Raw genomic sequence first — 26,353 nt, forward strand, 5'->3', positions numbered from 1 at the left:
AGTGACTCCCTCCAGCAATGGACGGATCGTCCGGTAGTACCCGCGCCGCCCTCTTCCCAGAGGTGGCGGCATGACCATCCCGCTACTCCTGCTCGTGGCGGCATTCGTTCTGATCCTCGCCAACGGCTTCTTCGTGGCGGCCGAGTTCGGCCTCGTCACCGTCGAGAAGCCCGACGCGGAACGCGCCGCGGCCGACGGTGACCGCCGCGCCCGCCGGGTCGTCACGGCCCTGCGGGAGCTGTCCTTCCAGCTCTCCGGCACCCAGCTCGGCATCACCCTCACCTCCCTCGTGGTCGGCATGCTCGCGCAGCCCGCCCTGGCCGGCCTGCTGTCGGGGCCGCTCGGCGCCACCGGCCTGCCCGAGGGAGCCGCCTCCGGCGTCGCCGTCGTCATCGGCATGCTGCTCGCCTCCGCCGTCCAGATGGTCGTCGGCGAGCTCGTCCCGAAGAACTGGGCGGTCTCCCGGCCGCTCCAGGTGGCCCGCTTCGTCGCCGGCCCGCAGCACGCCTTCTCCCGCGTCTTCCGCCCGGTCATCGCCGGCCTGAACGCGGTCGCCAACCGGCTGGTACGGGCCCTGGGCGTCGAGCCCGCCGAGGAGCTGGCCTCCGCCCGCACCCCCGGCGAACTGGTCTCCCTGGTCCGCCATTCGGCCCAGGCCGGCGCCCTCGAACAGGACACCGCCGACCTGTTCGTCCGCACCCTCTCGCTCGGCGAGCTCACCGCCCAGCACGTCATGACCCCCCGCGTGAAGGTCAGCGCCCTGCAGTCCAACGCCACCGCGGCCGACGTGCTGAACCTGACCCGCGCCACCGGCCTGTCCCGCTTCCCGGTCTACCGCGAGCGCATCGACGAGATCACCGGGGTCGTCCACCTCAAGGACGCCCTCGCCGTGCGCGAGTCCCAGCGCGCCCGTACCACCGTGGACCGGATCTGCGTCCCGCCGCTGCTGGTCCCCGGCACCCTGCCGGTCCAGCCGCTGCTGGAACGGCTGCGCAGCGAGCAGCCCATGGCCGTCGTCGTCGACGAGTACGGCGGCACGGCCGGCGTCGTCACCCTGGAGGACATCGTCGAGGAGCTCGTGGGCGAGGTCCGCGACGAGCACGACCTCGCCGAGGACGCGGGCCCCGAGCTGGCCGCCGTCCCCACCGAGGACGGCCGCCCCTCCTGGGAGGCCGACGGCAGCTGCCGCGTGCAGACCCTGCGCCGGATAGGCCTGGAGGTGCCCGAGGGCCCGTACGAGACCGTCGCCGGCCTCGTCGCGGACCTGCTCGGCCGGATCCCCGCCCCCGGGGACCGCGCCGAACTCCCCGGCTGGCGGCTCTCCGTCCGCCAGGTCGGCCGCAACCGCGCCGAACGCGTCCGGCTGGTCCCGCTGGTGCCCGCGCCCGCCCTCGGCGCGTACGGCGACCCCGGCACGGTCGTCGCCCTCGGCACGGTCGTCGCCCCCGGCCGCGCGGCCGTCCCCGCCACCGCGGGCATACCGGCCGCCGCCGCGGCCCGGAGCGCCCGTACCGCGGGGCAGCGGCCCGCCGCGCTCGAGGGGGCCGGCCGGTGAGCCTCCTCCAGCTCCTCTTCGCCCTGCTCCTGGTCCTGGCCAATGGTTTCTTCGTGGGCGCCGAATTCGCCCTGGTCTCCGTGCGCCGCAGCCAGATCGAGCCGCTCGCGGCCTCCTCCAAGCGGGCCCGCCAGGTCCTGCACGGCCTGGAGAACCTGCCGCGGATGATGGCCGCCGCCCAGTTCGGCATCACCGTCTGCTCCCTCACCCTGGGCGCGGTCGCCGAACCCACCGTGGCGCGGCTGCTGGAGCCCGTCTTCCACGCCGCCCACGTCCCGCAGGGCCTGATCCACCCCCTCGGCTACGCGTTCGCGCTCGCCGCCGTGGTCTTCCTTCACCTGGTCATCGGCGAGATGGTCCCCAAGAACCTCGCCATGGCCGCCCCCGAGAAGACCGCCCTGTGGTTCAGCCCCGGCCTGGTCGCCTTCGCCCGCCTGTGCGGGCCGGTCACCACTGCGCTCGGCGCCTGCGCGCACTGGGTGCTGCGCCTGTTCAAGGTCGAGCCGAAGGACGAGGTCGAGGCCGTCTACACCAGCGCCCAGCTGGGCCGGCTCGTCCAGGACTCGCGGCAGGCCGGGCTGCTGGAGCCGCAGGAGCAGGAACGCCTGGAGGACGCCCTGGAGCTGGGCAGCCGCCCGGTCACCGACGTGCTCCTGGCCCGCGACCGGCTGGTCACCGTCGCCCCGACGGTCACCCCCCGCCAGATCGAGCAGCTGACCGTGCGCACCGGCTACTCGCGCTTCCCGGTCCGCTCCGAGGGCGGCGCCTTCATGGGCTACCTCCACGTCAAGGACGTCCTGGACCTGGAGGAGCGGGAACGGGCGGTCCCGCAGCGCGTCTGGCGCCGCATGCCCACGCTGTGCGCGACCCTCCCGCTGGACGACGCCCTGACCGTCATGCGCCGGGACGCCACCCACCTGGCCCAGGTCGCGGACCCGGCCGGCCGGGTGCTCGGCCTGGTCGCGCTGGAGGACGTACTGGAGATGCTGGTCGGCGAGGTACGCGACCCCGCGCACCGCACGGCCGGCCCCGTCGCCCTCGCCCGCTGACCCGCCCGGCCACCGGCCCGCCGCAGCCGGCCCGCGGCCGCCCCCGCTACAACGGGGGCGGCTCCGGGCGGCCGCGGTCCTGCGGGCCGCGCCCCGAGAGCACCTCGCCGTAGGCCTGCATCAGGTCCGGCAGCCGCAGCGTCGCCAGGTCCTCCCGGGACGGGGTCGCCGGATACCCGGCCAGCCGCAGGTCCCGGTAGGCGCAGCTCTTCTCGTACAGGGTGCGCAGGAAGCGGCCGTTGCCCAGCTCGTCGATCCAGCCCTGGTCCACCACGTGCCCGCTGATGCTGCGCAGCTCGTCCAGGGCCTCCTCGTCCCAGCGGTCGCCGTTCGCGTCGGCCAGCACCTCACCGATCGAGGTCAGCTCCAGCGGCCGGTAGCTGGGGAAGTCCACCCGCGTGGTGAACCGCGACGACAGCCCCGGATTGGCGGCCAGCAGCCGGTCCATGCCGGCCGGATAGCCCGCCAGGATCACCACCAGGTGGTCCCGGTTGTCCTCCGCGCGCTTGAGCAGCACCTGGAGGGCCTCGTCGCCGTACGCGTCGCCCTTGCTGTAGCCGGAGTTGGACAGGCTGTACGCCTCGTCCACGAACAGCACCCCGCCGATCGCGGAATCGATCAGCTCGTTCGCCTTGACGGCCGTCTGGCCGAGGAACTCGCCGACCAGGTCCGCCCGCTGGGCCTCCACCAGATGGTCCCCGCCCAGCAGCCCCAGCGCGTAGAACACCCGGCCCAGGATCCGCGCCACCGTGGTCTTGCCCGTCCCCGAGGGCCCGGAGAAGACGAAGTGGCGTTTCGGCGGCTGCACCGGCAGCCCCTGCCCGGCCCGCAGCCGCGCCATGTGCAGCTGCGCCGACAGCGCCTTCACCTGCCGCTTGACCGGCTCCAGACCCACCATCCGCTCCAGCTCCGCCAGCGCCTGCGCCAGCAGCGCCGGGTCCGAGGGCCCGGCCGGCAGCCCCGCCGGGAACCCCTGCGGCGGCACGGCCACCTTGTGCCGTACGCCCTCGGCACGGCCCGCGCCGCCCGTCGCCGGCGGTGGTGGTACGGCCGGGGCCGCGCCCCCGAACCGCGGCTCGGCCGGCGGCTCCGGCGCCAGCACCGGCTCGGCCTCGCCGCCCAGCGCCACCGCCGCGAAGTCCCCGCCGACGGGGGAGAGGTCGTAGCCGTCGAGCCCGTCCGCGCCGTCCCCCTCCGCGATCGCCGTCAGCCGGGCCGCGGTGTCCATGAACGCCGGGTCCACCCGGTGCACCGCCCGGTACAGCGGCAGGGCCGCCGCGCTGCGCCCGGTGCCCTCGTGCGCCCGCGCCAGCCAGTACCGCAGCTCCTTGCGCTGCGGCTGCTCGCTGCGGCACCGCATCAGCGCCGCCGACAGCATCGGCTCCGCCTGCCCGTACATCTCCAGCCGGACCCGCGCCATCCCGCCGAACAGCCCCGCCTCGATGCCCAGCAGCGGATCGTCCACCAGCGGCTCGGTCTGGCGCACCAGCTGCTCCCAGTCCTTGACCAGGTAGGCCCGGCAGGCGTGCAGGAACCGCACCTGCGGATCGGCGTCCACCGGCGGCAGCGCGGCCAGCGCCTGGTCCAGCTCCGGCACATGGCGGCCGTCCAGCCAGTGCGAGGCGTGCGCCAGCAGCAGGTCGCGCCGGCTCTCCAGCACGGGCTGGACCCACCAGCCCAGCCAGTACCAGGAGTTCAGGGTGCGCCGGTGCCGGGCGCGCTGCTCCCCGAACCGGTCCCGGTGCGCGTACATCCGCAGCAGCGCGTTGGCGGTGTCCACCCGCAGCGCGTGCAGCCCCAGCCAGGCGTCGGCCATCGTGGGATCCAGTCGTACGGCCGCCCGGAACTCCTCCTCGGCCTGCGGGTACGCGCCCATCGTGCAGGCGTCCACCCCGCGCAGCCAGGCGAGTTCGGCCGGGGCGTGCGGGCTTCCCTGCGTGCCGAAATCCATCACGTCCCCCACAAGCCTGCCCCCGTGGTGCGCCGCAACCCCCGCCTCGTGGCGTGGAGTTGTCGTGTGCGCCGATGAAATCAGGGTGGCATCGTACCTTCGGTCACCGGGCTTACGTAGGGTGCGACAGGCACCCGCCGGGAGGGCACCGGCGCACGCAAGGTGACACAGGGTGAGGGCACGGACCCGTTCGGGTGGCGCGCGGAACCGCGCGCGGGCAGAACGAAGCCCCCGATCACGGGGGAACAATCGGGGGCTTCGCGTCCGCCGCGGCCCCGCAGGACCGCGCATTGAGAACGTAAGGCCGGTCCGGGCGTCTGGTCAAGCGGACTCGGAGGGCCGTCCGCAAGCGGATTTCCCGGACGCCTCAGGCCCGGGGCAACCCCTCACCGTCCGTGACGGAACCGGGGGTTCCCGCAGACCCAGCGGCCCCGGAAGTCCACTCGTATCCCGTACCGCTCTGGCGCACCAGGGTGTCCGCGAAGGGGCGTGAAGGATCGTCCGCGAAGTGCGCGCGCTCCGCGCGCTCCCATCCGTCCCAGAAGTCGGACAGTTCGCGCCCGTCCCGCAGCCTGCCCCGTTCCCACGCCTGCTCGCGCGGTGTCTCCATCCACAGCAGCCGCGCCAGATACGGCCGCAGGGCCCGCCGCCCGGCCCCCACGCCCTCGATCAGCAGGACCGGCGCGGGCGGCAGCAGCCGCTCGGGGCCGAAGCGGCGCTCCACCCAGTCGTAGGGCGCCCAGCGCGCCTCCCGCCTGGCCGCGAGCGGCTCCAGCACCTGCGCGCGCAGCCGCCCGGTCCACGCGAAGAGCTCCGCGTGGGTGGCGACGTCGTCCAGATGGAGGACCGGTGTGCCCTCGCCCAGGGCCCGCGCGAGGCGCCCCGCGAAGGTGCTCTTGCCGGACCCGGCGTGCCCGTCGACCGCGACCAGCCGTACCGGGCCCAGCGACGGCGGCAGGGCCGCCAGCTCGGCGGCCAGGCTGTCGAGGCTGTCCGGGGTCAGGGGGGTGCGCACACGATCCACCCGGCCAGCGTACGGCGCCCGCGACACGCGCCGTGCGCCCTGGCACTAGGCCCCCGGGATTTGCGACGCTGGCCGCACGACCGACCCCTGGGGGCTGAACGCCGATGACCGCACCCACCCCGCGCCGGGCCCTGCTGGCCGCCGCCCTCGCCGCCGCAACCGCCGCCACCGTCCCCGCGACCACCGCCCAGGCCGTCCCCGGACCCGCGGGCTCCGGCGGCTCGGGGAGCACCGCGGGCGGGGCCACCGGCCCGACGGTCGACAACCGGTTCTGGTACACGTACGGGCACTGGCGGGCCGGCACCCACCGGGGCACCGCCGCCCTCGCCGGCGCGCGCCCCGCCCTGACCCTGTCGACGGCCGCCGGGCGCACCCCGTACGCCGATCCGCACACCGGCAGGACCGCCACCTGGGAGTACGCCACCTGGACCTCCCCCGTGCACCGCCCGGCCGTGCCCGCGACCGAGGCGATCGTCTCCTGGAACGCCCGCACCCCCGCCGGCACGTGGATCCAGGCCGAGCTGCGCGGCACCTACAGCGACGGCACCACCACCCCCTGGTACGTGATGGGCCGCTGGGCCTCCGGCGAGGAGGACATCCGCCGCACCTCGGTCAACGGGCAGACCGACGGCCGGTCCACCGTGTGGACCGACACCCTCGCCCTGGACCACCCCGCCACGGGCCTGCGGCTGCGGGACTGGCGGCTGCGGCTGACCCTGTACCGGCGGCCGGGCACCCGCACCAGCCCCCAGGTGTGGCTGGCCGGCGCCATGGTCTCCGACGTCCCCAGCCGCTTCACCGTGCCCGCCTCCACCCCCGGTACGGCCCGCGAGCTGGCCGTACCGCGCTACTCGCAGGAGGTGCACGCCGGGCGCTACCCGCAGTACGACAACGGCGGCGAGGCCTGGTGCAGCCCCACCTCCTCCCAGATGATCATCGAGTACTGGGGGCGCAGGCCCAGCACGCAGTCCCTGGCCTGGGTCGACGGCTCCTACAGCGACCCCCAGGTCTGCCACGCGGCCCGGTCCACCTACGACTGGGCGTACCGGGGCTGCGGCAACTGGCCCTTCAACCCCGCCTACGCCGCCACCTACCCCGACCTGGCGGGCGTGGTGACCCGGCTGACCTCCCTGACCGACCTGGAGACCCTGATCGGCGCCGGCATCCCCGCGATCACCTCGCAGTCCTTCCGCAAGGAGGAGCTCACCGGCGCCGGCTACGGCACCGCCGGGCACCTGATGACGGTCATCGGCTTCACGGCCGCCGGCGACGTCGTCGCCAACGACCCGAACTCGCCGAGCAACCAGGCCGTACGCCGCGTCTACCGGCGCCGGGAGTTCGAGAACGTCTGGCTGCGCTCCAAGCGGTACGACGCCACCGGCAAGGTCGTCTCGGGCACCGCGGGCGTCTGCTACCTCTACGCCCCGGCCCGCCCGAGCGCGGCCCAGCTCGCGGCGCTGGCCGCCGTCGGGGTGCTCGACCCCGTCTGAGCGGGCCCGGGAGGGGCGTGACGAAGGTCTCCACCACGAAAGCGGCGAATGCTGGCACATTGGACAGCAGCCGGGGGGCGTCCACCGCCAGTCGAACGATGTGAGACCACCATGACCGCGAACAGCGCAGCCCCGACCCGTGCCCGCCGCCTCGTCCGCACCGGCGGCCCCGACGACGGCCCGGCGTGGCTGGAGAACGTCCTGGGCTGGACCCTGGTGGTCGTCGTCGCGATGTTCGTCACCCAGGTCGGCTGGCTCTGAGCCGTCCCTTCCGGCCCCGGGGCCCTCCTCGGCCGCCCTCCCTGGGCGGTCCCTGGAGGGGCCAAGTACCCTCTGCCAGACTGACGTTGGCTGACCACCAGCACACGGGGACGGGCGAGGGGCGCGCACATGTGGGGACGGGGGACGGTCCTGGGGGACCGGTACACGCTGGCCGAGCGGATCGGCGGCGGGGGCATGGGGGAGGTGTGGCGCGCCGACGACGGCGTGCTCAGGCGGCAGGTGGCCGTCAAGGTCCTGCTCCCCGCGCTGCTCGACGACCCCGCGTTCTCGGCGCGCTTCCGCAGGGAGGCCACCGTCCTGGCCTCGCTCAGCCACCCGGGCATCGTCGACGTGCACGACTACGGCGAGAGCCGGATCGAGTCCGGCGAGCAGGTCGCGTACATGGTCATGGAGCTCGTCGAGGGGCGGCCGCTGAACGAGGTCCGCGCCCAGGGCGGACCGCTCCCGGCCGAGCAGGCGCTCGACATCGCCGGACAGGCCCTCGACGCCCTGCACGCCGCGCACCTGCGGGGCGTGACGCACCGCGACATCAAGCCGTCGAACCTGATGCTGGGCGACGACGGCCGGGTGACCGTCACCGACTTCGGCATCGCCCGCTCCAGCGCGGCGAGCACCGGGATCACCGACTCGCACGCGGTGCTCGGCACGGCCCTCTACATGGCCCCCGAACAGGCGGAGGGCATCGGTGCCATCGCGGCCTCCGACCTCTACTCCATGGGCGTGGTCTGCTACGAACTGCTCACCGGCGAGCCGCCGTTCACCGGTGAGTCGGTCGTCGAGATCGCCCTCAAGCACATCCGGGAGCCGGTGCCGGACCTGCCGGCCGAATTCCCCGGGCCGGTGCGCGCGTTCGTCGCCCGGGCGCTGGCCAAGAAGCCCGAGGAGCGGTACGCCGACGCCTCGGTGATGGCCGCGGCGGCGCGCCGGGCCGCGGCGGGCCGGCCGCTGGGCGAGCTCGACGCCCCGGCGGGCCCGGCCGCCGCCGCTCCGGGGTCCGGTTCCGCTCCCGCGGGCGGCGGCACGGACGCGGATCCGGAGGTCCCCGGTACACCGCGGCGCAAGCGGTGGGGCGGGCCGCGGCTGCCCAAGGTCGTCTTCGTGCCGGTCCTGGCCGCGGTGACGGTCACGTCCTCGGTGGCCGTCACCGTCTTCTACATCGCCCCCTGGGCCGGGGACACCGAGGCGCGGGGACCGGGGCGGCAGCCCTCCACCGCCGCCTCCGCCCCCGCCGCCGACGGCGGGAACCAGGGGCCCGGCACGGCCCCCTCGGGGAGTCCGGCGCAGGCGTCGCCGGGCGCGTCGGCCGTACCGCCCGGCGAGAACCCCGGCGCTCAGGGCGGCGTCGGCGGCGCTCCCGCGGCGGGCGGCGCGGGTGGCGCGGCGCCCGTACCGAACCCCCCGCCGGGCGCGGGCGGCGCGGGCACCGGGAACGGCGCGGGCAACGGCAACGGCGCGGGCAACGGCGGCGGCAACGGGGGCGCGAACGCCGGAAGCGGGACCGGCACGGGGCCGGGCGGCGGCAGCGGGCCGGGCGGCGGCTCGACCACCCCCGGCGGCGGGGCGGGCGGCGGCGGCTCCACCCCGCCCCAGGGCTGCGGCGGCACCGGCTGGGGCATCATCACCAACGTCGGCGACGGGCTCAGGATCGGCCTGAGCACCAGCTCGCCGCAGGGCGGTGCCAAGGTCGTCATGGGCGGCACCACGGCGTACGGCTGGCTGCACGAGAAGGGCAGCTACGACACCCTGAAGGCCTGCGGTTCCGGCGGCCCCGCGATGAGCCGGGCGCTGGCGCAGTTCAACGAGACCGTGCGGGTCGAGCTCGCCGGCCCCTACGCGCAGGGCGTGTGGTGGAACCTGGAGAAGGCCCCCACGGCGGGCGCCTACTACATCAAGGACATCGCCTTCCAGGGCGGCTGCCTGACCGACAACGGCGCCGGCAACCAGCTGACGGTGGTCTCCTGCGTCGCCGGCAGCAAGGCCCAGCAGTGGCGGATCACCTGGGGGTAGCCAGAGCGCGGAAAGGCCGGCGGGGCCGGGGCGGACGCCCCGCCGGTACGCCTGCTACGGGCCGCCTTGACGGTGATCGAGGAGTTCGTCCCGGTGTGCCCGGCCCCGCCGCCCGCGTTCCGGATCCGCCCGGCCACCGGCCGATCTTGCACCCGTGACGGGAAGCGCCTGATCGGGCATACTCGACCCGCCGCAGCCGCTGACCTGCTTCTCCTGTGATCCAAGAGGACAGCATCGGCTGTGGGAGTACCCAGACCCGGCGGCGTGTCCCACCACTCACGCGCCGCCGCCGTGCCCGACGAGGGAGGAGAGCGCCGCCATGACCGACCGCGCCACGCAGCCGGTGGACCGACAGCTGCCCACCGAGGAGTCCCGCGACCTCCTCACGCTCGTACGCGAGATCGCCGCGCGAGAGATCCGCCCCCGGGCCGCCGAGGAGGAGGAAGCCGGCCGCTTCCCCCGCGAGATCTTCACCCTGCTGTCCGAAGCCGGTCTGCTGGGCCTGCCGTACGACGGAGAGTTCGGCGGCGGCGAGCAGCCGTACGAGGTCTACCTCCAGGTCCTGGAGGAGCTCGCCGCGGCCCGCCTCACCGTCGGCCTCGGCGTCAGCGTCCACTCCCTGGCCTGCCACGGCCTGGCCGGATACGGCACCAAGGAGCAGCAGTCCCAGCACCTGCCCGCCATGCTCGGCGGCGGCCTGCTCGGCGCGTACTGCCTGTCCGAGCCCTCCTCCGGCTCCGACGCCGCGTCGCTGACCACCAAGGCCGTGCGCGACGGCGAGGACTGGATACTGACCGGCACCAAGGCGTGGATCACCCACGGCGGGATCGCCGACTTCTACACGGTGCTCGCCCGCACCGGCGGCGAGGGCCCCAAGGGCATCACCGCCTTCCTCGTCCCCGGCGACGCGGAGGGCCTGACCGCGGCCGTCCCCGAGAAGAAGATGGGCATGAAGGGCTCGCCCACCGCCCAGCTGCACTTCGACGGCGTGCGCGTGCCCGACTCCCGCCGCATCGGCGAGGAGGGCCAGGGCTTCACCATCGCGCTGGCCGCCCTGGACGCGGGCCGGCTGGGCATCGCCGCCTGCGCCGTCGGCGTGGCGCAGGCCGCCCTGGACGAGGCCTTGGCGTACGCCCTGGACCGGAAGCAGTTCGGGCACCCCATCGCGGACTTCCAGGGACTGCGCTTCATGCTCGCCGACATGGCGACCAGGATCGAGGCGGGGCGTTCGCTGTACCTGGCGGCGGCGCGGCTGCGCGACGCGGGCCGGCCGTTCTCGCGGCAGGCCGCGATGGCGAAGCTGTTCTGCACGGACGCGGCGATGTCGGTCACCACGGACGCCGTCCAGGTGCTCGGCGGCTACGGCTACACCCAGGACTTCCCCGTCGAGCGCCTGATGCGCGAGGCGAAGGTCCTGCAGATCGTCGAGGGCACCAATCAGATCCAGCGCATGGTGATCGCCCGCCACCTGGCGGGGCCGGAGTCGCGTGGATAACGGCGGGCCCGCCCGCACCGGGGCCGGCAGGATGCCGGGGAGATGACCGGAATCCCTGACACAGCAGGCCCTGCCGCGGAACGCCCTGACGCAGCACGCCCTGCCCCGGAACGCCCCGGCCACGAGCGCCATGCCCCGGGCCGCTCTGCCCCGGATCGCTCTGCCCCGGGCCGCTCTGCCCCGGGCCGCTCTGCCCCGGATCGCTCTGCCCCGGATCGCTCTGCCCCGGGCCGCTCTGCCCCGGGCCGCCCTGCCCCGGGCCGCCCTGGCCACGCACGCCCTGACGCCGGGCCGCCCGCCGCCGGACTCGCGCACGCACCCTGCGTGTCCTGCGGCGGGACCGTCGCTCCCGACGCCCGCTGCTGGGACTGCGGCCGCCCCCAGCCCGCGTTCCGCGCGTACCTGGAGGTCACGGCGCCGGGCGGCGCGGCGGGCGTCTGCGACCGGGGCCTGCGCCGCGAGCTCAACGCCGACGCGCTGGCGGTGACCCGGGCCGGGGCGTGGACGATCGGCGTCGTCTGCGACGGCGTGTCCATGGCCCCGCGCGCGGACCGGGCGGCCCAGGTCGCCGCCGAGACCGGGGCGCGCGCCCTCGCGTCGGCCCTGGCGGGCGGCGCGCTGCCGGAACACGCCCTCGCCGACGCCGCCGTCCGCGCGGGCCGCGCGGTCAGCGCCCTGGCCGCCGGCCCGCGGTCCACCGGGGCGGGCCCGGCCGCCGCGCACCCGCCCGGCCCGGGGTCTGCCGGGGCGCGGGTGCCCGGTGGGCCCGGCACCCCGGGCGGTGGGCCGGACTCCGCCGGGGGTGCGCCCGCCTGTACGTACGCCGCCGGGATCGTCGGGCCCGAGGGCGTCTGGACCTCCTGGGTCGGCGACAGCCGGGCGTACTGGCTCCCCGACGAAGGGCCCGGGTGGCTGCTCACGGAGGACGACGTGGGCGCGTACGACGCGCTCTCCGCCTGGCTGGGGGCGGACGCCGGCGACCCGGTCGCGGGCCTGCGCAGCCACCGGCCCTCCGGCCCCGGACGGCTCCTGCTGTGCACGGACGGCCTCTGGCGGCACCTGCCCGACCCCGCGTCCCTGCGGTCCGCCCTCGGCCACCGCCGCCCCGCGGACCTGCTGGCGGACGCGCGCACGCTGGTCGGCCACGCCCTCGGCGCGGGCGGCGAGGACAACATCACGGCGCTGCTCCTGCCGGTCGCGCCGGACCGGCCACGGCCCTAGCCGCCGAAGAGGGGGCCGGAGGGCCAGACCGGGGACGAGGTGAGGTGGGACCACTCGGGGTCGCGGCGGCCCGGGACGGTACGGCCCTCGCCCGCCCAGTGGGCGACCAGGTCGCGGTAGATGGGCGGATCCGGCAGCCGGACCGTCGGCGGATCCGGCTGCCGAACCGATTCTTCGGAGGCCGGGGGAGTCCCCCGGCGCCGTCTGCTGCCGGTCGGCGTATCGAGCACGGTCATGTACGGCCAACGCGGGGCCCGGCGCGCGGGTCACTGCGGGTATCCGTTCGAGGCGTACCCGGCCGCGACCCATGGCACGGGTTGCCGCCCTGTCAGGGTATGTCGCGAGGCTGGCCCCGGGCCTCCTTTCTGACGTACCGTCATATCCGCCGAGCCGAGCCGTGCCCAGGAGGTTTGCCATGCCCGCGGACCGTCCCATAGCCCTGGACGAATACCCCGTCCACCAGGCGCCGTTGTCCATGAAGTACGTCGCCACAGGCGACCGCAACGCCTACGACCGGTGCATCTTCCACGTCTTCGACCACGCCGGCCGCGCCGTCCTCATCCTCGGCCTCGGCGTCTACCCCAACACGGGCGTCATCGACGCCTACGCCACCTTGCGCCTCGGCGACGAACTCCTCGCCGTCCGCGCCTCCGACGCCCTGACCGACGACCGGATGAACCTCGCCGTCGGCCCGCTGCGGATCACCGTCGACGAACCCCTCAGGCGCCTCACCCTCCACTGCGACGCCGACCCCGCCGACCCCGGCGGCCTCTCGTACGACATCACCTGGACCGCCGAGTTCCCCGCCGTCTGGGAGCCCCACCACGTCCAGCGCCGCGGCGACCGCCTCCTGCTCGAAGGCCGCCGCTTCGTCCAGGCCGGCCACGTCACCGGCACCATCCGCGCCCGCGGCGAGGAACTGCGCCTGACGCCGGGGGAGTGGACCGGCACCCGCGACCGCAGCTGGGGCGTACGCCCCCTGCCCGGCGAGGAGGGCGGCCGCGCCGCCGAGGAGTTGCGCCCCGAGGGGTTCCACTGGCTCTGGATACCCGTCCGCTTCGAGGACCGCTTCGTCATGGTCATCGCCCAGGAGGACGCCGACGGCCACCGCACCCTCAACGAGGCCGTCCAGGTCTTCCCCGAGGGCAGCGGCCGCCACGACGTCCAGCTCGGCTGGCCGCACACCGACATCCGGTACCGCCGCGGCACCCGGCACCCCGAGGCCGCCGTCGTCCACCTCACCGACCCGGCCCGCAAACCCCTCGAACTCGGCGTGGAGATCCTGAACTCCTCCCCGCTGGCCGTCGGCGCCGGCTACCCGCCCGCCACCGACTGGCAGCACGGCAGCTGGCAGGGCCGCGGCTGGACCGACCGCCGCTCCTACGACCTGTCCGACCCGGCCGCCCACCCCATGGCCGCCTTCGGCGTCACCGACCACTCCGCCCGCTTCACCCTCGACGGACGCACCGGCTTCGGCATCTTCGAGCACGGCACCTTCGGCCGCCACGACCCGAGCGGCTTCACCGACCACACCTCCGTCGCCCCGTAGGCACACCCATCACACCCGCCCGCCCCAGGGGGTCCACCATGGCCACGGCACCACGTCCCCGTACCTCCACCCGCGACCCCGAGGAGCTCGGCCGACGCCTCACGGCCTGGCTCGGTGCCAGGCTCCCCGGCGCCCGCGTCGCCGGTGTCTCCGTCCCCGGCTCCAACGGCATGTCCAGCGAGACCCTGCTCTTCGACATCGAGCACCCCGACACCCCGCTGCGCGCCTGCGCCCTGAGGCTGGCCGCCGACCCCGACGCGTACACCGTCTTCCCGGCGTACGACATGCCCCGCCAGCACCGCGTGATGAGCCTGGTCGCCGAACACACCGACCTGCCCGTACCGCGCGTGCAGTGGCTGGAGGAGGATCCGGCGCCGCTCGGCGCGCCCTTCTTCGTCATGGCCCGCGCCGAGGGCCGGGTCCCGCCGGACGTCATGCCGTACACCTACGAGGGCAACTGGCTGCACGCCGCGACCGATGCCGAGCGCGCCGAGCTCCAGGAGGCGAGCATCGCCCTGCTGGCCCGGCTGCACGACCAGTTCCCGGCCGAGGAGGCCGCGTTCCTGCTGCCGGAGGGCACGGGCAGCCCGCTGCGCCGCCACGTCGAGGCCCAGCGCGCGTACTACGAATGGGTCGTGCGCGGCCTGGCCCGCTCCCCGTTGCTGGAGCGGGCCTTCGACCGCCTGGCGGAGCTGTGGCCCGCCGACGAGGGCGAGCCCGTCCTGGCCTGGGGCGACGCCCGGATCGGCAACGTCGTCTACGAGGCCGGCGGCTTCCGGCCCGTGGCCGTCCTGGACTGGGAGATGGCGGCGTACGTCCCGCGCGAGGTCGACCTCGGCTGGGCCGTCTACCTGCACCGCTTCTTCCAGGACCTCACGGTCGGCTTCGGCCAGGCGGGCCTGCCGGAGTTCTGGCGCCGCGAGGACATCGAGCGCCGGTACGCCGAACTCACCGGCCACACCCCGCGCGACATGGAGTTCCACACCCTCTACGCCGCCCTGCGGCACGGCATCGTGATGCTGCGCATCGCCTACCGGCAGGCGTACTTCGGCGAGGTGGAGATCCCGGCGGCCGCCGAGGAGGTGGACCGCCTGATCCTGCACCACGCCAGCCTCGAGGCGATGGTGCGGGGAACCTACTGGTAGGCCTCCGGTAAGCCTCCGGTAGACCTCAGGAGCCGGGTCGTCTCCTGCGGATCCCGGGCGGACCGGCAGGAGACGGCCCCGGGGGCCGGCCCGTCGTCAGGCGGCCTGTGCGTGCTGCTGGCGCAGCTGCGGCGCCGGCGGCGCCACCAGCCGTACGGGACGCGAGCCCGGCCCGCCGACGTGCGAGAACGGCTGCGTCCGCCAGTCCAGACCCTGCGGGAGCGTCAGCACCACGACCGGCGCCGGCTCGGCGGGGCCGGCGGCGGCCTCCGGGGCGGCCGGCACGGCGTCGGCGGCGGGCCGACCGGTGCCCGCGCACACCGTGAGCCCGAAGGGGTTCCACGGGGTCAGGCAGAGCGCGTGCTCCGGCAGGTACTCCTCGTCCGCGACGAGGGCGATCGACTGCCCGCAGTCCGGGCAGGTGGCGTGGTGGACCTCGAAGGCGTCGCCGTCCTCGAGGCAGTCGTCGTCCTCCACGCCGATGAGTTCGAGTGGTTCCGGTTCGACGCGACCGGTGCGCTTGGCGTTCTGCATGGATGTACTCCCCCTTGGGTGGGCCGGGCGGGCATGTTCCTTTGCCTCGGCCACACCAGTCACTTCCCGTCGTGCGGCACGAGTAACCACGACTCCCCGGCGTACGACTGCATACCCCTGTGGGCTTGGTCACATGCCTACCGCAGGTGCCACTTCCGGGCGGACACCACTGGGCCTGGACGCCTTCTGGGCCGTAAGTTGAGCGGCTATGAGCGCAATGGAGGAGCTGGACCGCCAGATCGTGGACCTGCTCGTGCGGGACGGCCGCATGAGCTACACGGATCTGGGCAAGGCCACGGGACTGTCCACGTCGGCGGTCCACCAGCGAGTACGCCGCCTGGAACAGCGCGGGGTGATCCGCGGCTACGCCGCCGTCGTCGACCCCGAGGCCGTCGGGCTGCCCCTGACGGCCTTCATCTCGGTCAAGCCCTTCGACCCGAGCGCGCCGGACGACATCGCGGACCGGCTGGCGGGGGTGCCCGAGATCGAGGCCTGCCACAGCGTCGCGGGCGACGAGAACTACATCCTCAAGGTACGGGTGGCCACGCCGCTGGAGCTGGAGGACCTCCTGAGCCGGCTGCGCGCCCTGGCGCACGTCTCCACCCGTACGACGGTGGTCCTCTCCACCCCCTACGAAGCCCGCCCCCCGAAACTCTGACGCTCCGCCGCCCCCGCCGGGGGCGGCCCGGTCGTCCGGGGGAGACTGGTCCCCATGACCGAGCACACCCCTCACGCCGACCCCGCCGACCCGCAGCCCACCCGGCTGCTGCGCGGCGGCGAGGTCCACAGCCCCGCCGACCCCTTCGCCACCGCGATGGTCGTCGAGCAAGGGCGCATCGCCTGGGTCGGATCCGAGGGCGCGGCCGACGCCTTCGCGCAGGGCGTGGACGAGGTCGTGGACCTCGACGGCGCGCTGGTGACCCCCGCGTTCACCGACGCGCACGTGCACACCACCTCCACCGGGCTCACCCTCACCGGCCTCGACCTCTCCGGCGCCGGCTCGCTGGCCGAGGCCCTGGACCTCGTCCGCGCGTACGCCCGCAGCCGCCCCGCGGACCGCGTGCTGCTCGGCCACGGCTGGGACGCCGCCCGCTGGCCCGAGCGCCGGGCGCCGCGCCGCGACGAGCTCGACGAGGCGGCCGGCGGACGCCCCCTCTACCTCAGCCGGGTCGACGTGCACTCCGCCGTCGTCACCACCGCCCTCCTGTCCGAGGTCACCGGCATCCGGGACCGGGCCGGCTTCCGCGACGGCGAACCCCTCACCCGCGACGCCCACCACGCGGTGCGCGCCGCCGCCTTCGCCGCGGTGACCCCCGAGCGGCGCGCGGAGGCCCAGCGCGCCGCCCTGCGGCACGCGGCCTCCCTCGGCATCGGGTCCGTGCACGAGTGCGGCGGCCCCGACATCTCCTCGCCGGAGGACTTCACCGCCCTGCTGGCGCTGGCCCGGCAGGGCGAAGGCCCCCGGGTCTTCGGCTACTGGGCCGAGCGGGACCCGGGCCGGGCCCGGGAGCTGGGCGCCGTCGGGGCCGCCGGCGACCTGTTCGTCGACGGCGCGCTCGGCTCGCACACCGCCTGCCTGCACAGCCCCTACCGGGACGCCGACCACACCGGCACCGCCTACCTGGGCGCCGCCGAGGTCGCCGAGCACGTCGCCGCCTGCACCGAGGCGGGCCTGCAGGCCGGCTTCCACGCCATCGGCGACGCCGCCGTCACCGCCGTCGTCGAGGGCGTGCGCGCCGCCGCCGAGAAGGTGGGCCCGGCCCGCGTCCGCGCCGCCCGGCACCGCGTCGAGCACGCCGAGATGATGACCCCGGCCACCATCGCCGCCTTCGCCGAACTGGGGCTGACCGCCTCCGTGCAGCCCGCCTTCGACGCCGCCTGGGGCGGCGAGGACGGCATGTACGCCGACCGGCTGGGCGCCGAGCGGGCCCGCACCCTCAACCCGTACGCGGCGATGCTCAAGGCCGGCGTCCCGCTCGCCTTCGGCTCCGACGCGCCCGTCACCCCGCTCGACCCCTGGGGCACCGTCCGCGCCGCCGCCTTCCACCGCACCCCCGAGCACCGGATCTCCGTCCGGGCCGCCTTCACCGCCCACACGCGGGGCGGCTGGCGGGCCCTGGGCCGTGACGACGCGGGCGTGCTGGTGCCCGGCGCCCCGGCCGACTACGCCCTGTGGCGCACCGGCGAACTCGTCGTCCAGGCCCCCGACGACCGGGTGGCCCGCTGGTCCACCGACCCGCGTTCCGGTACGCCCGGCCTGCCCGACCTCGGCCCCGGCCGGGAGCTGCCGGTGTGCCTGGCGACCGTCGTCGGCGGCCGGGAGGTATTCGTACGGCCACAGGGGTGATCCGGCGGTCGACCGCTCGGTACGGGCGGGCCGACCCGGATAGGTTCGGCCGGGTCCACCCGAGGTGGCCCCGCGTCGGGTCCGGCGGTCCAGTGGACAACGGCCCCGGTGACCCGCAGCCGGCGGGCGCCGGGCCGGCCCGAAGGACCGCGGGCCCCGGTACGCTGCTGCGCTGTTCTAAAATCGGCCTGCTGTGACAGGACCGTGTAAAGGGGAATCAGTGAGCAACGGCGGTGAGCGGCGCTACGGCCCGCTCGGCACGGTCCTCGTGATCATTCCGACGTACAACGAGTCGGAGAACATCGGGCCGATCGTCACGCGTGTGCGGAAGGCGGTTCCCGACGCCCACGTGCTCGTCGCGGACGACAACAGCCCGGACGGCACCGGCAAGCTGGCCGACGAGCTGGCGTCCTCGGACGACCACGTCCACGTCCTGCACCGCAAGGGCAAGGAGGGGCTGGGCGCCGCCTACCTCGCGGGCTTCGCGTGGGGCCTGGAGCGCGGCTACGGCGTCCTGGTCGAGATGGACGCCGACGGCTCCCACCAGCCGGAGGAGCTGCCGCGGCTGCTGACCGCGCTGCGCGGCGCCGACCTGGTGCTGGGCTCGCGCTGGGTGCCGGGCGGCCGGGTGGTCAACTGGCCCAAGTCGCGCGAGTTCCTCTCGCGGGGCGGGTCGACGTACTCCCGGCTGATGCTCGACGTGCCGATCCGCGACGTGACCGGCGGCTACCGCGCCTTCCGCCGCGAGACCCTGGAGGGGCTCGGCCTGACGGAGGTCGCGTCGGCGGGCTACTGCTTCCAGGTCGACCTGGCGCGGCGGGCGATCGCCCAGGGCTTCCACGTGGTGGAGGTGCCGATCACCTTCGTCGAGCGTGAGTTCGGCGACAGCAAGATGAGCCGGGACATCGTGGTCGAGGCCCTGTGGCGGGTCACGCAGTGGGGCCTGACCGCCCGCGCGAGCAAGCTCACGGGCCGCGACCGCCCCCGCACCGGCGACCGCTGACACCGGGGACGGGGCCCCGGGACCGAGGGTGCTCGGGGCCGAGGGCCCCGGGACCGAGGGTGTTCGGGGCCGAGGGCGCTCGGGATCGGGGCCTGCGGGCCCTTAGGGGATGCCCGGTACCTCCGGCTGAGGTCGCTTTTACGCAGGCCCAGGCACACTGGGTGGTATGACGACCGGCGTTCCCACCTCGACGGCCCCCCGGCGGCGTTCGCCCGCCCGCACGTTCATCCCCCTGGCGGTCGCCGCCTGGCTGATCCTGGAGATCTGGCTGCTCAGCCTGGTCGCGGAAGCGGCCAGCGGGCTGGCGGTGGCCGGCCTGCTGCTCGGCGGCATGGTCCTCGGCGCGGTGGTGATCAAGCGGGCCGGCCGCCGGGCGTTCGCCCACATGACCCGGACGTTCCAGCAGGCCCAGGCCCAGATGCAGGCGGGGCAGCAGCCCACGGCCCCGCAGCCCGGCAAGGGCTCCGGCAACGGCATGACGATGCTGGCCGGCCTGCTGCTGATGATGCCGGGTCTGCTCTCGGACGCGGCCGGCCTGCTCCTGCTGGTGCCGCCGGTCCGTTCCTGGATCGGCCGCCGCACCGAGCGCGCCCTGGAGCGCCGGGTGGCCAAGGCCGCGCCCGGCAGCCTCGGCGACGCCTACCAGCAGGCCCGTATCCACTACCCGGACGGCAAGATCGTCCAGGGTGAGGTCATCCGCGAGGACCGGCCCGGGCAGCCGGACCCGGCCTCCGGCCCCGGCCAGGAGGGCGGCTACCGGCCGCCGATCACGCCGTAACAGCGGTATCGCGACGCCTGCCCGTCCCGACGGGCAGGCGGCCGCACACCGCACACCGCCGTAGCCGTCAGCGCCGCACAGGCGGCCGCGCGCACGCCGAGGGGCCCCGCCACATGTTCTGTGGCGGGGCCCCTCGGCTTGTGCGGGTCCTGCTCGATACCGCTCGGTGGTGCTCTGTGCCCGCGCCTTACGCGGACTTGCGGCTGTCCCGCGGATGCACGGCAATGTTCATGGCGCCGGAACGAAGGACCGCGAGCCTCTCGGCCAGCACTTCCTCCAGCTCCTCGCGGGTGCGCCGCTCCATGAGCATGTCCCAGTGCGTTCGCGCAGGCTTGCCCTTCTTCTCCTCGGGCCCGTCCCCGTCCACCAGGAGTGCCTGGGCGCCGCACGCCTTGCACTCCCACTCCGGCGGAATCTCTGCCTCAACCGAGAACGGCATCTCAAATCGATGTCCGTTCTGGCATGCGTACTCCACCGCCTGGCGCGGGGCCAGATCGATGCCGCGGTCCGTCTCGTAGCTGGTAACCACGAGGCGCGTACCGCGGAGAGCTCGCTCACTCATGAATCGTGCCTCCCGGGCTTGTCGCCCACAGGACAGGTGTCGCTGTCGTCGTCATCCGGTCAACGTCCGGTCGGCGGTATAGATTCCCGCTCCGGGTGATGCGTCGCCCGTCGTGCCGCCCCTTGTTGTACCCACCAATGCCCGTTTTGTCACATCTGGCAGCAGATGTCACCCAGCGCCTTCACTAGATCAACACGCAGTAACGGTCCGCCTGGCAGGCCAAAGGCGTACACTACCGGCCCTTTGCTTCAACGTCTAAATTCGTTCAGGAACAGGATTCCCGGCTGCCTCGATCGCCCGCCGCACCGGCACCCTGGCGAGCAGGACGAATCCCAGTGCGAAGAAGACCACCAGCGAGATGATGGCGTCCCGGTAGCTGCCCGTGAGCTGGTACGTCAGGCCGAAAACGAGCGGCCCCACCCACGAGACCCCGCGGTCGCTGATCTCGTACGCCGAGAAGTACTCGGCCTCCTTCCCCGCCGGCACCAGGTGCGAGAAGAGCGAGCGCGACAGCGCCTGGCTGCCGCCCAGGACCAGCCCGATCATCGCCGCGAGCGCGAAGAACCACACCGGCGTCCGCGCGGGCAGGAAGTACCCCGCCGCCAGCGTCAGCGTCCACGCCGCCAGCGACCCCAGGATCGTCCGCTTGGCGCCGTACACCCGGGCCAGCCGGCCCATGCCCAGCGCCCCCGCCACCGCCAGGACCTGCACCAGCAGCACCGCCACGATCAGCGTCGACTGCTCCAGCTCCAGCTCCTCCGAGCCGTACACGGAGGCCTGCGAGATCACGGTCTGCACGCCGTCGTTGTAGATCAGGTACGCCAGCAGGAACGACAGCGTCAGCGGATGCCGGCGCATGTCCTTCAGCGTCGCCACCAGCTGCTTCCAGCCGGTGCCCACGGCCGCCGCGCCCGGCTCGCGCACCACCGCGCGGTCCCGCAGCCGGCGCAGCGGGATGATCGCGAAGGCGCCCCACCACAGGCCCGCCGAGGCCAGGCAGATCCGTACCGCCGTGCCCTCCGAGAGCCCGAAGGACTCGTGCCCCTGGTACAGCACCAGGTTCAGGACCAGCACGAACGCACCCGAGGTGTACCCGAAGGCCCAGCCGCGCGAGGACACCGTGTCCCGCTCGTCGGGCTCCGCGATCTGCGGCAGATAGGCGTTGTAGAGCACCATCGAGACCGCCAGCGAGGCGTTGGCCACGATCAGCAGCAGCCCGCCCAGCAGATACCGGTCGCCGCCCAGGAAGAACATCCCGGCCGTCGCCGCCGCGCCCGTGTACGCGGCCGCCGCCAGCAGCGGCTTCTTGCGGCCCGTGCGGTCGGCCAGCGCACCCACCAGCGGCATCAGCAGCACCGCAGTGATCACCGAGGCGGACACCGTGTACGCGAAGAACGACCCGGCCCGCACCGGAACGCCCAGCGGGTGCACGAACCCCTCGGCGTCGGCGGCGGCCTTGGCCACCGCCGTCAGATACGGCCCCAGGAACACCGTGAGCACGCTCGTCGAATAGACCGAGCACGCGAAATCGTAGAAGTACCAGCCGGTCTGCTCGCGCTTGCGCGCCGCTCTGCCGGCCGGGTCCTTCGACCCGGCTCCCGTCTCCTCCGTGGTCCGTGCACTCACGGCGCCCCCTCGCTGTTCCCCGTACGGCCCGGCACCGGCCCGCGCCGGGGCCCGCGGGCGTCCTACACCCAGGCCCCGCGCCGGTCCAGCACCGTGCGCAAGATGTCGATCCGGTCGGTCATGATGCCATCGACACCCAGGTCGAGCAGCGCTTCCATACGTTCCGGTTCGTTCACGGTCCACACGTGCACCTGCAGGCCCCGCTCGTGCGCGGTGCGCACGAAGCGCCGGTCGACCACCCGGATCCCCGCCTGGGTCTCCGGAACCTGTGCCGCCACCGCCCCGACCCGCAGCGCCGCCGGGATCGCGTACGAGCGCAGCCGCAGCCCCACCACGCCGCGCACCCCGTAGGAGGTGGCCAGCCGCGGACCGGCGATCTTCTGGGCCCGGGCCACCCGGCTCTCCGAGAACGAGCCCACGCACACCCGGTCCCAGACCCCGGCCCGCGCGATCAGGTTCACCAGCGGGTGCAGCGCCGACTCCGCCTTGATGTCGATGTTCCAGCGGGCGTCCGGGAACTCCTCCAGGAGCTCCTCGAACAGGGGCAGCGGCTCGTTGCCCGCCACCCGCGCCTCGCGCACCCGGCTCCACGGCAGGTCGCCGATCCGGCCCCGGGCGTCGGTCACCCGGTCCAGGGTGGCGTCGTGGAAGGCCACCAGCTTCCCGTCGGCGGTGGCGTGCACATCGGTCTCGAAATACCGGTAGCCCGCGTCGGCGGCCCGCCGGAAGGCCGCGGCGGTGTTCTCCAGCCCGTCGGCGGCACCGCCCCGGTGCGCGAACGGAATCGGAGCGGGGTGGTCCAGATACGGATGGCGAAGGCGTACGTGCGTCACACGCGCAGTATCGCCCCTCGGACCCCTGGGGCGGGAGCGACCCGGTGGCCGGACGGTGAACGACCGGCCGACCCCGCCCCGCACCCCCGCCTCCGGACCCCGCCCCGCACCCCCGCCCCCCTGGCCGGAAGGGGCGGCCACATGACACCCTGTGGCCCGGGAACCAATCCAATACCGGCCCCGAGCGGAGCCGGTCGAGTCCAATTCGACAAGGTGGACCGGACAACATGGCTCAGTGGACCTCCGCCGTGGGCGCGACCCAGCTCGCCCGGCTGATCACCTCCCAGCAGCCGCGCCCCGCAGCGCCCGGCGCCCGCAAACCCCCCGCGTACCGCAGCCTCGCCGACGGCATCCGCCTCCTCGTCCTCGAGGGCCGCGTCCCGGTCGCGGCCCGGCTGCCCGCCGAACGGGAACTGGCCGTCGGCCTCTCGCTCAGCCGGACCACCGTCGCCGCCGCCTACGAGGCCCTGCGCACCGAGGGCTTCCTGGAATCCCGGCGCGGCGCCGGCAGCTGGACCTCCGTACCCGCGGGCAACCCGCTGCCCGCCCGGGGCCTGGAACCCCTGCCGCCCGAGGCCCTCGGTTCCATGATCGACCTCGGCTGCGCCGCGCTCCCGGCCCCCGAACCCTGGCTCACCCGGGCCGTCCAGGGCGCCCTGGAGGAACTCCCGCCCTACGCCCACACCCACGGCGACTACCCGGCCGGCCTGCCCGCGCTGCGCCGGATGCTCGCCGACCGCTACACCGAGCGCGGCATCCCGACGATGCCCGAACAGATCATGGTCACCACCGGCGCGATGGGCGCCATCGACGCCATCTGCAGCCTCTTCGCGGGACGGGGCGAGCGGATCGCCGTCGAATCCCCCTCCTACGCCAACATCCTCCAGCTGATGCGCGCCGCCGGCGCCCGCCTCGTCCCCGTCGCCATGGCCGACGGACTGGCCGGCTGGGACCTGCCCACCTGGCGGCAGGTGCTCCGCGACGCCGCCCCGCGCCTGGCCTACGTCGTCGCCGACTTCCACAACCCCACCGGAGCACTCGCCTCCGAGGACCAGCGCCGCGCCATGGTCGAGGCCGCCCGCTCGGCCGGCACCGTGCTCGTCGTCGACGAGACCATGGCCGAGCTCCAGCTGGAGGAGGACCTGGAACTGCCGCGCCCCGTCTGCTCCTTCGACCCGGCCGGCAGCACCGTCATCACCGTCGGATCCGCCAGCAAGGCCTTCTGGGCCGGCATGCGGATCGGCTGGGTCCGCGCCGCCCCCGACGTCATCCGCAGCCTGGTCGCCGCCCGTGCGTACGCCGACCTCGGCACCCCCGTGCTCGAACAGCTCGCCGTGAACTGGCTGATGCGCACCGGCGGCTGGTCGCAGGCGGTCGCCCTGCGCCGCGCCCAGGCCCGGGAGAACCGGGACGCCCTGGTCGCGGCCGTCCGGCGGGAGCTGCCCGACTGGGAGTTCGAGGTGCCGCGCGGCGGCCTGACCCTGTGGGCCCGGGCCGGTGGCCTGTCCGGCTCCCGCCTCGCCGAGGTGGGCGAGCGGGTCGGCGTACGGGTCCCCTCGGGCCCGCGGTTCGGCGTCGACGGGGCCTTCGAGGGGTACGTCCGGCTGCCCTTCACCGTCGGCGGCCCGGTGGCCGACGAGGCGGCCGCCCGCCTGGCGGCCGCCGCACGGCTGGTCGGCACCGGCGCGGGCGGCAGCGGCGCGGAGCCGCCGCGCACCTTCGTGGCGTAACGGACACCCGGCCGACCGGGATGGCGTGACCGGCGGCGGCCCGCTGGCCGCAGTGGCGCTACGGGGCCTCGGCCGCGACCTCGGGCAGCTCCGGGGCGTCGATCGCCGGGCCCTGCGCCTGGGCCGGGGGCTGGTGGTGCAGCGGTTTGCCGAGGATGCCGCGGCCCGGCCCGCCGGGCGCAGCCTCCCGCTCGGGCAGCAGGTCCAGCACGGCCTGGCGCAGCGCCGGGCCGGCCGCGTCGTCGTACGGGTCCGGGGTGGCCGGCACCTGGAGCCGGTGGACCGGGCCGCTGCCCAGCCGCGCGTAGCCGCGCCCGCGCGGGACCTGGGCGGTCGGCGTGGTGTGCGGGGGCACCCCCAGCACGTCGGCGATCTGCTGGATCCCGGCGGGTCCCAGGACCACCCGGGCCCGGGTGTGCGCCCACACGACGTCGTGCAGCAGCTCCAGGTGGTCGAACTGCTCGGCCACGGCCACCGTGACGTGCACCGCCCGGCCGTGCCGCAGCGGCACCTGGAGCAGCGCGAGCGGATCGGGGCAGCCCTCGGCGGACGCGAGGTGGCCGAGCACACTGGGCCGGTCCAGCAGGATCCACAGCGGCCGCCGGGTGTCCTCCGGCGCGCCGCGCCCGGCCTCGCGCGCCCGGTGGGTCGCGATCAGCCGCCGCTCGGTCTCCTGGGCAGCCCACTCCAGGGCGGCGGTCGCACCGCTGGGGCCGCACTCGACGGCCAGCACGCCGCTGCGCCCGGCCAGGCACGTGAACTCGCCGCTGCCGCCGCCCTCGACGACCAGCACGTCGCCGCCGTGGTGCAGGGCCTGCAGCGCCAGGCTGCGCAGCAGGGTGGAGGTGCCGCTGCCCGGCTGGCCGACGGCCAGCAGGTGCGGCTCGGCGGAACGGGGGCCGGTACGCCAGATCACCGCCGACGCGTCCCTCGGCTCGTCGCCGTCCAGGACGGGCAGGGTGCGCGGCACGCCGTCGGGGTCGGTGAAGCCGAGGACGCACTCGCCGGGGGAGGTCACGAACCTTTGCGCGGTGATGCCCGTCGCCAGCGGCGCCAGCACGCTCAGATCGAGCTGGTTGCCCTCCTCGTCCCACGCGAAGAGGTACTCGCGGCCGCGGCCGGACTTGGCGTGCAGCAGGGCCTCGATGCGGGCCCGGGAGGCGGCCTCGCCGTCGGTGAAGTAGGCCGGGTAGCGGATGCGCAGGCGGGTGACGCGGCCGGCCTCGTCGAACGCGTAGCCGCTGAAGGCCCGGTCCCACTCCCCGCCGTGGGCGAAGAGCGGAGCGGGGTCCTCCGCGATGGAGAAGTACGGCACGAGCGCCTCGTAGAGGGAGCCGAGCCGCTCGGCCTCGGCCTCGCTGGGGCCGGACGTCGCCTGCGTACGGTCGCGCCCGGCCCAGGCGGCCGCGGCCATCACGGTGATCAGGGCCAGCAGCGGCCCGTACGGGACCAGGGCGACCACCAGGACGCAGGCCGCCGCCAGGAACAGCGCGGGACCACGCTTGTCCTTGGGGGTGCCGGCCCACTTGCGGCGCCCGGCGACGGCCAGGACGCGCAGGCCGCGTCCGATGACCAGGAGCGGGTGGAGGACGTCCGTGGCGCTGTCGGCGGCCGTGCGCGCGAGCTCGCGGCCCCGGGCCAGCGAGGCGCTGCCGCTGGAGAGGATGCGGGGGAGTGGGCGCCGGGCCACGGGCGTCTCCTTTCGGTGGGTGCGGTGCGGTGGGGGTGGGGGTGGCGGACGGACCTAGAGCTTGATGCCGCCGAGGAGGCTGGCGAGGCTGGCCGTGCTGGCGGTGATGCTCGGCGCGATCGCGGAGCCCGCGAGGAAGAAGCCGAAGAGCGCGCAGACGAACGCGTGGGTGAGCTTCATCCCGTCCTTCTTGAAGAACAGGAAGCAGATGATGCCGAGCAGGACGACGCCTGAGATGGACAGGACCATGAGAGGTTCTCCTGGTTCTCCTGGTGAGTGGGGGACAGTCACCATCAGTTGTTCCAGGCTCACAGGAAGTATCAATGCGACAAAAGGTGCATACGGGTGATTTCTCAAATTTTTCACTGCACCGGCTCACCAGAAGTGGCGCGTTGCCGCCGGGCCCATCCGTTCCCCGGGTCCCGCCCGGCATGTGCGGTTACGCGCAGTACCCTGTCGATTCACCCGTACGGACCAGAGCG

At 74.7% G+C, this 26,353-nt stretch carries 23 protein-coding genes; 14 read left to right on the forward strand and 9 right to left on the reverse strand.

The features are described 5' to 3' along the window. Positions 1-70 precede the first annotated feature (70 nt). Together ACIPXB_RS15630 and ACIPXB_RS15635 are read left to right on the forward strand one after the other, a co-directional pair. Positions 71-1,555: a hemolysin family protein gene (locus ACIPXB_RS15630; protein WP_401449476.1), complete on the forward strand. Its 1,485-nt coding sequence runs from the start codon at positions 71-73 to the stop codon at positions 1,553-1,555. Next, on the forward strand, positions 1,552-2,604 hold the full coding sequence (locus ACIPXB_RS15635) for a hemolysin family protein (protein WP_401449480.1): 1,053 nt from the start codon (positions 1,552-1,554) through the stop codon (positions 2,602-2,604). Before ACIPXB_RS15630 ends, ACIPXB_RS15635 begins: the two co-directional genes overlap by 4 nt. A 46-nt stretch (positions 2,605-2,650) precedes the next feature. On the opposite strand, the gene ACIPXB_RS15640 is transcribed toward ACIPXB_RS15635, so the two are convergent. Both ACIPXB_RS15640 and ACIPXB_RS15645 read right to left on the reverse strand, forming a co-directional pair. Beyond that, on the reverse strand, positions 2,651-4,555 hold the full coding sequence (locus ACIPXB_RS15640) for an AAA family ATPase (protein WP_401449483.1): 1,905 nt from the start codon (positions 4,553-4,555) through the stop codon (positions 2,651-2,653). Between the two features lie 367 nt (positions 4,556-4,922). After that, complete coding sequence (locus ACIPXB_RS15645) at positions 4,923-5,579, reverse strand: uridine kinase (protein WP_401449486.1); 657 nt, start codon at positions 5,577-5,579, stop codon at positions 4,923-4,925. A 104-nt stretch (positions 5,580-5,683) separates the two neighbouring features. Between ACIPXB_RS15645 and ACIPXB_RS15650 the strand changes: the two genes are divergently transcribed. The 5 genes from ACIPXB_RS15650 to ACIPXB_RS15670 all read left to right on the forward strand — a co-directional run bounded on the left by ACIPXB_RS15650 (position 5,684) and on the right by ACIPXB_RS15670 (position 12,074). Beyond that, complete coding sequence (locus tag ACIPXB_RS15650; protein WP_401449489.1) at positions 5,684-7,069, forward strand: peptidase C39 family protein; 1,386 nt, start codon at positions 5,684-5,686, stop codon at positions 7,067-7,069. Between the two features lie 111 nt (positions 7,070-7,180). Beyond that, the gene (locus ACIPXB_RS15655; protein ID WP_401449492.1) at positions 7,181-7,330 is read left to right on the forward strand and encodes an SCO1431 family membrane protein; all 150 of its coding nucleotides are present in this window, start codon (positions 7,181-7,183) and stop codon (positions 7,328-7,330) included. Positions 7,331-7,459: 129 nt separating this feature from the next. Next, entirely contained in the window at positions 7,460-9,358 is a 1,899-nt protein-coding gene (locus tag ACIPXB_RS15660; RefSeq protein ID WP_401449495.1) for a protein kinase, read from the forward strand. Between the two features lie 319 nt (positions 9,359-9,677). After that, complete coding sequence (locus ACIPXB_RS15665) at positions 9,678-10,853, forward strand: acyl-CoA dehydrogenase family protein (RefSeq protein ID WP_401449498.1); 1,176 nt, start codon at positions 9,678-9,680, stop codon at positions 10,851-10,853. Between the two features lie 324 nt (positions 10,854-11,177). Beyond that, entirely contained in the window at positions 11,178-12,074 is an 897-nt protein-coding gene (locus tag ACIPXB_RS15670; protein ID WP_401449501.1) for a PP2C family protein-serine/threonine phosphatase, read from the forward strand. Here ACIPXB_RS15670 and ACIPXB_RS15675 read toward each other — a convergent pair. Next, complete coding sequence (locus ACIPXB_RS15675) at positions 12,071-12,310, reverse strand: hypothetical protein (RefSeq protein ID WP_401449504.1); 240 nt, start codon at positions 12,308-12,310, stop codon at positions 12,071-12,073. The genes ACIPXB_RS15670 and ACIPXB_RS15675 overlap by 4 nt on opposite strands. Positions 12,311-12,489: 179 nt before the next feature. On the opposite strand from ACIPXB_RS15675, the gene ACIPXB_RS15680 reads away from it, so the two are divergent. Then, positions 12,490-13,623, forward strand: a complete 1,134-nt coding sequence (locus ACIPXB_RS15680; protein ID WP_401449507.1) for a hypothetical protein — start codon at positions 12,490-12,492, stop codon at positions 13,621-13,623. A gap of 38 nt (positions 13,624-13,661) precedes the next feature. Next, the gene (locus tag ACIPXB_RS15685) at positions 13,662-14,768 is read left to right on the forward strand and encodes a phosphotransferase family protein (RefSeq protein WP_401449509.1); all 1,107 of its coding nucleotides are present in this window, start codon (positions 13,662-13,664) and stop codon (positions 14,766-14,768) included. Between the two features lie 96 nt (positions 14,769-14,864). On the opposite strand, the gene ACIPXB_RS15690 is transcribed toward ACIPXB_RS15685, so the two are convergent. Then, entirely contained in the window at positions 14,865-15,302 is a 438-nt protein-coding gene (locus tag ACIPXB_RS15690; protein WP_401449511.1) for a hypothetical protein, read from the reverse strand. A gap of 217 nt (positions 15,303-15,519) precedes the next feature. Here ACIPXB_RS15690 and ACIPXB_RS15695 point away from each other — a divergent pair, with 217 nt between their 5' ends. The 4 genes from ACIPXB_RS15695 to fxsA all read left to right on the forward strand — a co-directional run bounded on the left by ACIPXB_RS15695 (position 15,520) and on the right by fxsA (position 19,430). Then, entirely contained in the window at positions 15,520-15,960 is a 441-nt protein-coding gene (locus ACIPXB_RS15695) for an Lrp/AsnC family transcriptional regulator (RefSeq protein ID WP_401449628.1), read from the forward strand. A 54-nt stretch (positions 15,961-16,014) separates the two neighbouring features. Then, the gene (locus ACIPXB_RS15700) at positions 16,015-17,649 is read left to right on the forward strand and encodes an amidohydrolase (protein WP_401449514.1); all 1,635 of its coding nucleotides are present in this window, start codon (positions 16,015-16,017) and stop codon (positions 17,647-17,649) included. A gap of 220 nt (positions 17,650-17,869) precedes the next feature. Next, positions 17,870-18,652, forward strand: a complete 783-nt coding sequence (locus ACIPXB_RS15705) for a polyprenol monophosphomannose synthase (protein WP_401449517.1) — start codon at positions 17,870-17,872, stop codon at positions 18,650-18,652. A 166-nt stretch (positions 18,653-18,818) separates the two neighbouring features. Continuing rightward, on the forward strand, positions 18,819-19,430 hold the full coding sequence (fxsA, locus tag ACIPXB_RS15710; protein WP_401449520.1) for an FxsA family membrane protein: 612 nt from the start codon (positions 18,819-18,821) through the stop codon (positions 19,428-19,430). Between the two features lie 187 nt (positions 19,431-19,617). On the opposite strand, the gene ACIPXB_RS15715 is transcribed toward fxsA, so the two are convergent. The 3 genes from ACIPXB_RS15715 to ACIPXB_RS15725 all read right to left on the reverse strand — a co-directional run bounded on the left by ACIPXB_RS15715 (position 19,618) and on the right by ACIPXB_RS15725 (position 22,451). Next, positions 19,618-19,992 (reverse strand): RNA polymerase-binding protein RbpA, encoded by a 375-nt coding sequence (locus tag ACIPXB_RS15715; protein ID WP_003959706.1) that lies wholly within the window; start codon positions 19,990-19,992, stop codon positions 19,618-19,620. 255 nt (positions 19,993-20,247) lie between these two features. Then, positions 20,248-21,618 carry an MFS transporter gene (locus tag ACIPXB_RS15720; RefSeq protein WP_401449524.1) on the reverse strand — a complete coding sequence of 457 codons (1,371 nt, stop codon included), beginning with the start codon at positions 21,616-21,618 and terminating at the stop codon, positions 20,248-20,250. A gap of 62 nt (positions 21,619-21,680) precedes the next feature. Beyond that, positions 21,681-22,451 (reverse strand): glycerophosphodiester phosphodiesterase family protein, encoded by a 771-nt coding sequence (locus ACIPXB_RS15725; protein ID WP_401449526.1) that lies wholly within the window; start codon positions 22,449-22,451, stop codon positions 21,681-21,683. A 227-nt stretch (positions 22,452-22,678) separates the two neighbouring features. Here ACIPXB_RS15725 and ACIPXB_RS15730 point away from each other — a divergent pair, with 227 nt between their 5' ends. Then, positions 22,679-24,181 carry a PLP-dependent aminotransferase family protein gene (locus tag ACIPXB_RS15730; protein ID WP_401449529.1) on the forward strand — a complete coding sequence of 501 codons (1,503 nt, stop codon included), beginning with the start codon at positions 22,679-22,681 and terminating at the stop codon, positions 24,179-24,181. A 58-nt stretch (positions 24,182-24,239) separates the two neighbouring features. Here ACIPXB_RS15730 and ACIPXB_RS15735 read toward each other — a convergent pair whose 3' ends face one another. Both ACIPXB_RS15735 and ACIPXB_RS15740 read right to left on the reverse strand, forming a co-directional pair. Next, entirely contained in the window at positions 24,240-25,871 is a 1,632-nt protein-coding gene (locus tag ACIPXB_RS15735) for a hypothetical protein (RefSeq protein ID WP_401449532.1), read from the reverse strand. A gap of 54 nt (positions 25,872-25,925) precedes the next feature. Beyond that, positions 25,926-26,120, reverse strand: coding sequence for a hypothetical protein (locus ACIPXB_RS15740; protein ID WP_007262923.1), 195 nt, complete (start codon positions 26,118-26,120; stop codon positions 25,926-25,928). Positions 26,121-26,353: the final 233 nt, after the last annotated feature.

The sequence above is a fragment of the Streptomyces sp. NPDC090022 genome (assembly GCF_044748145.1).
Lineage (GTDB): Bacteria > Actinomycetota > Actinomycetes > Streptomycetales > Streptomycetaceae > Streptomyces.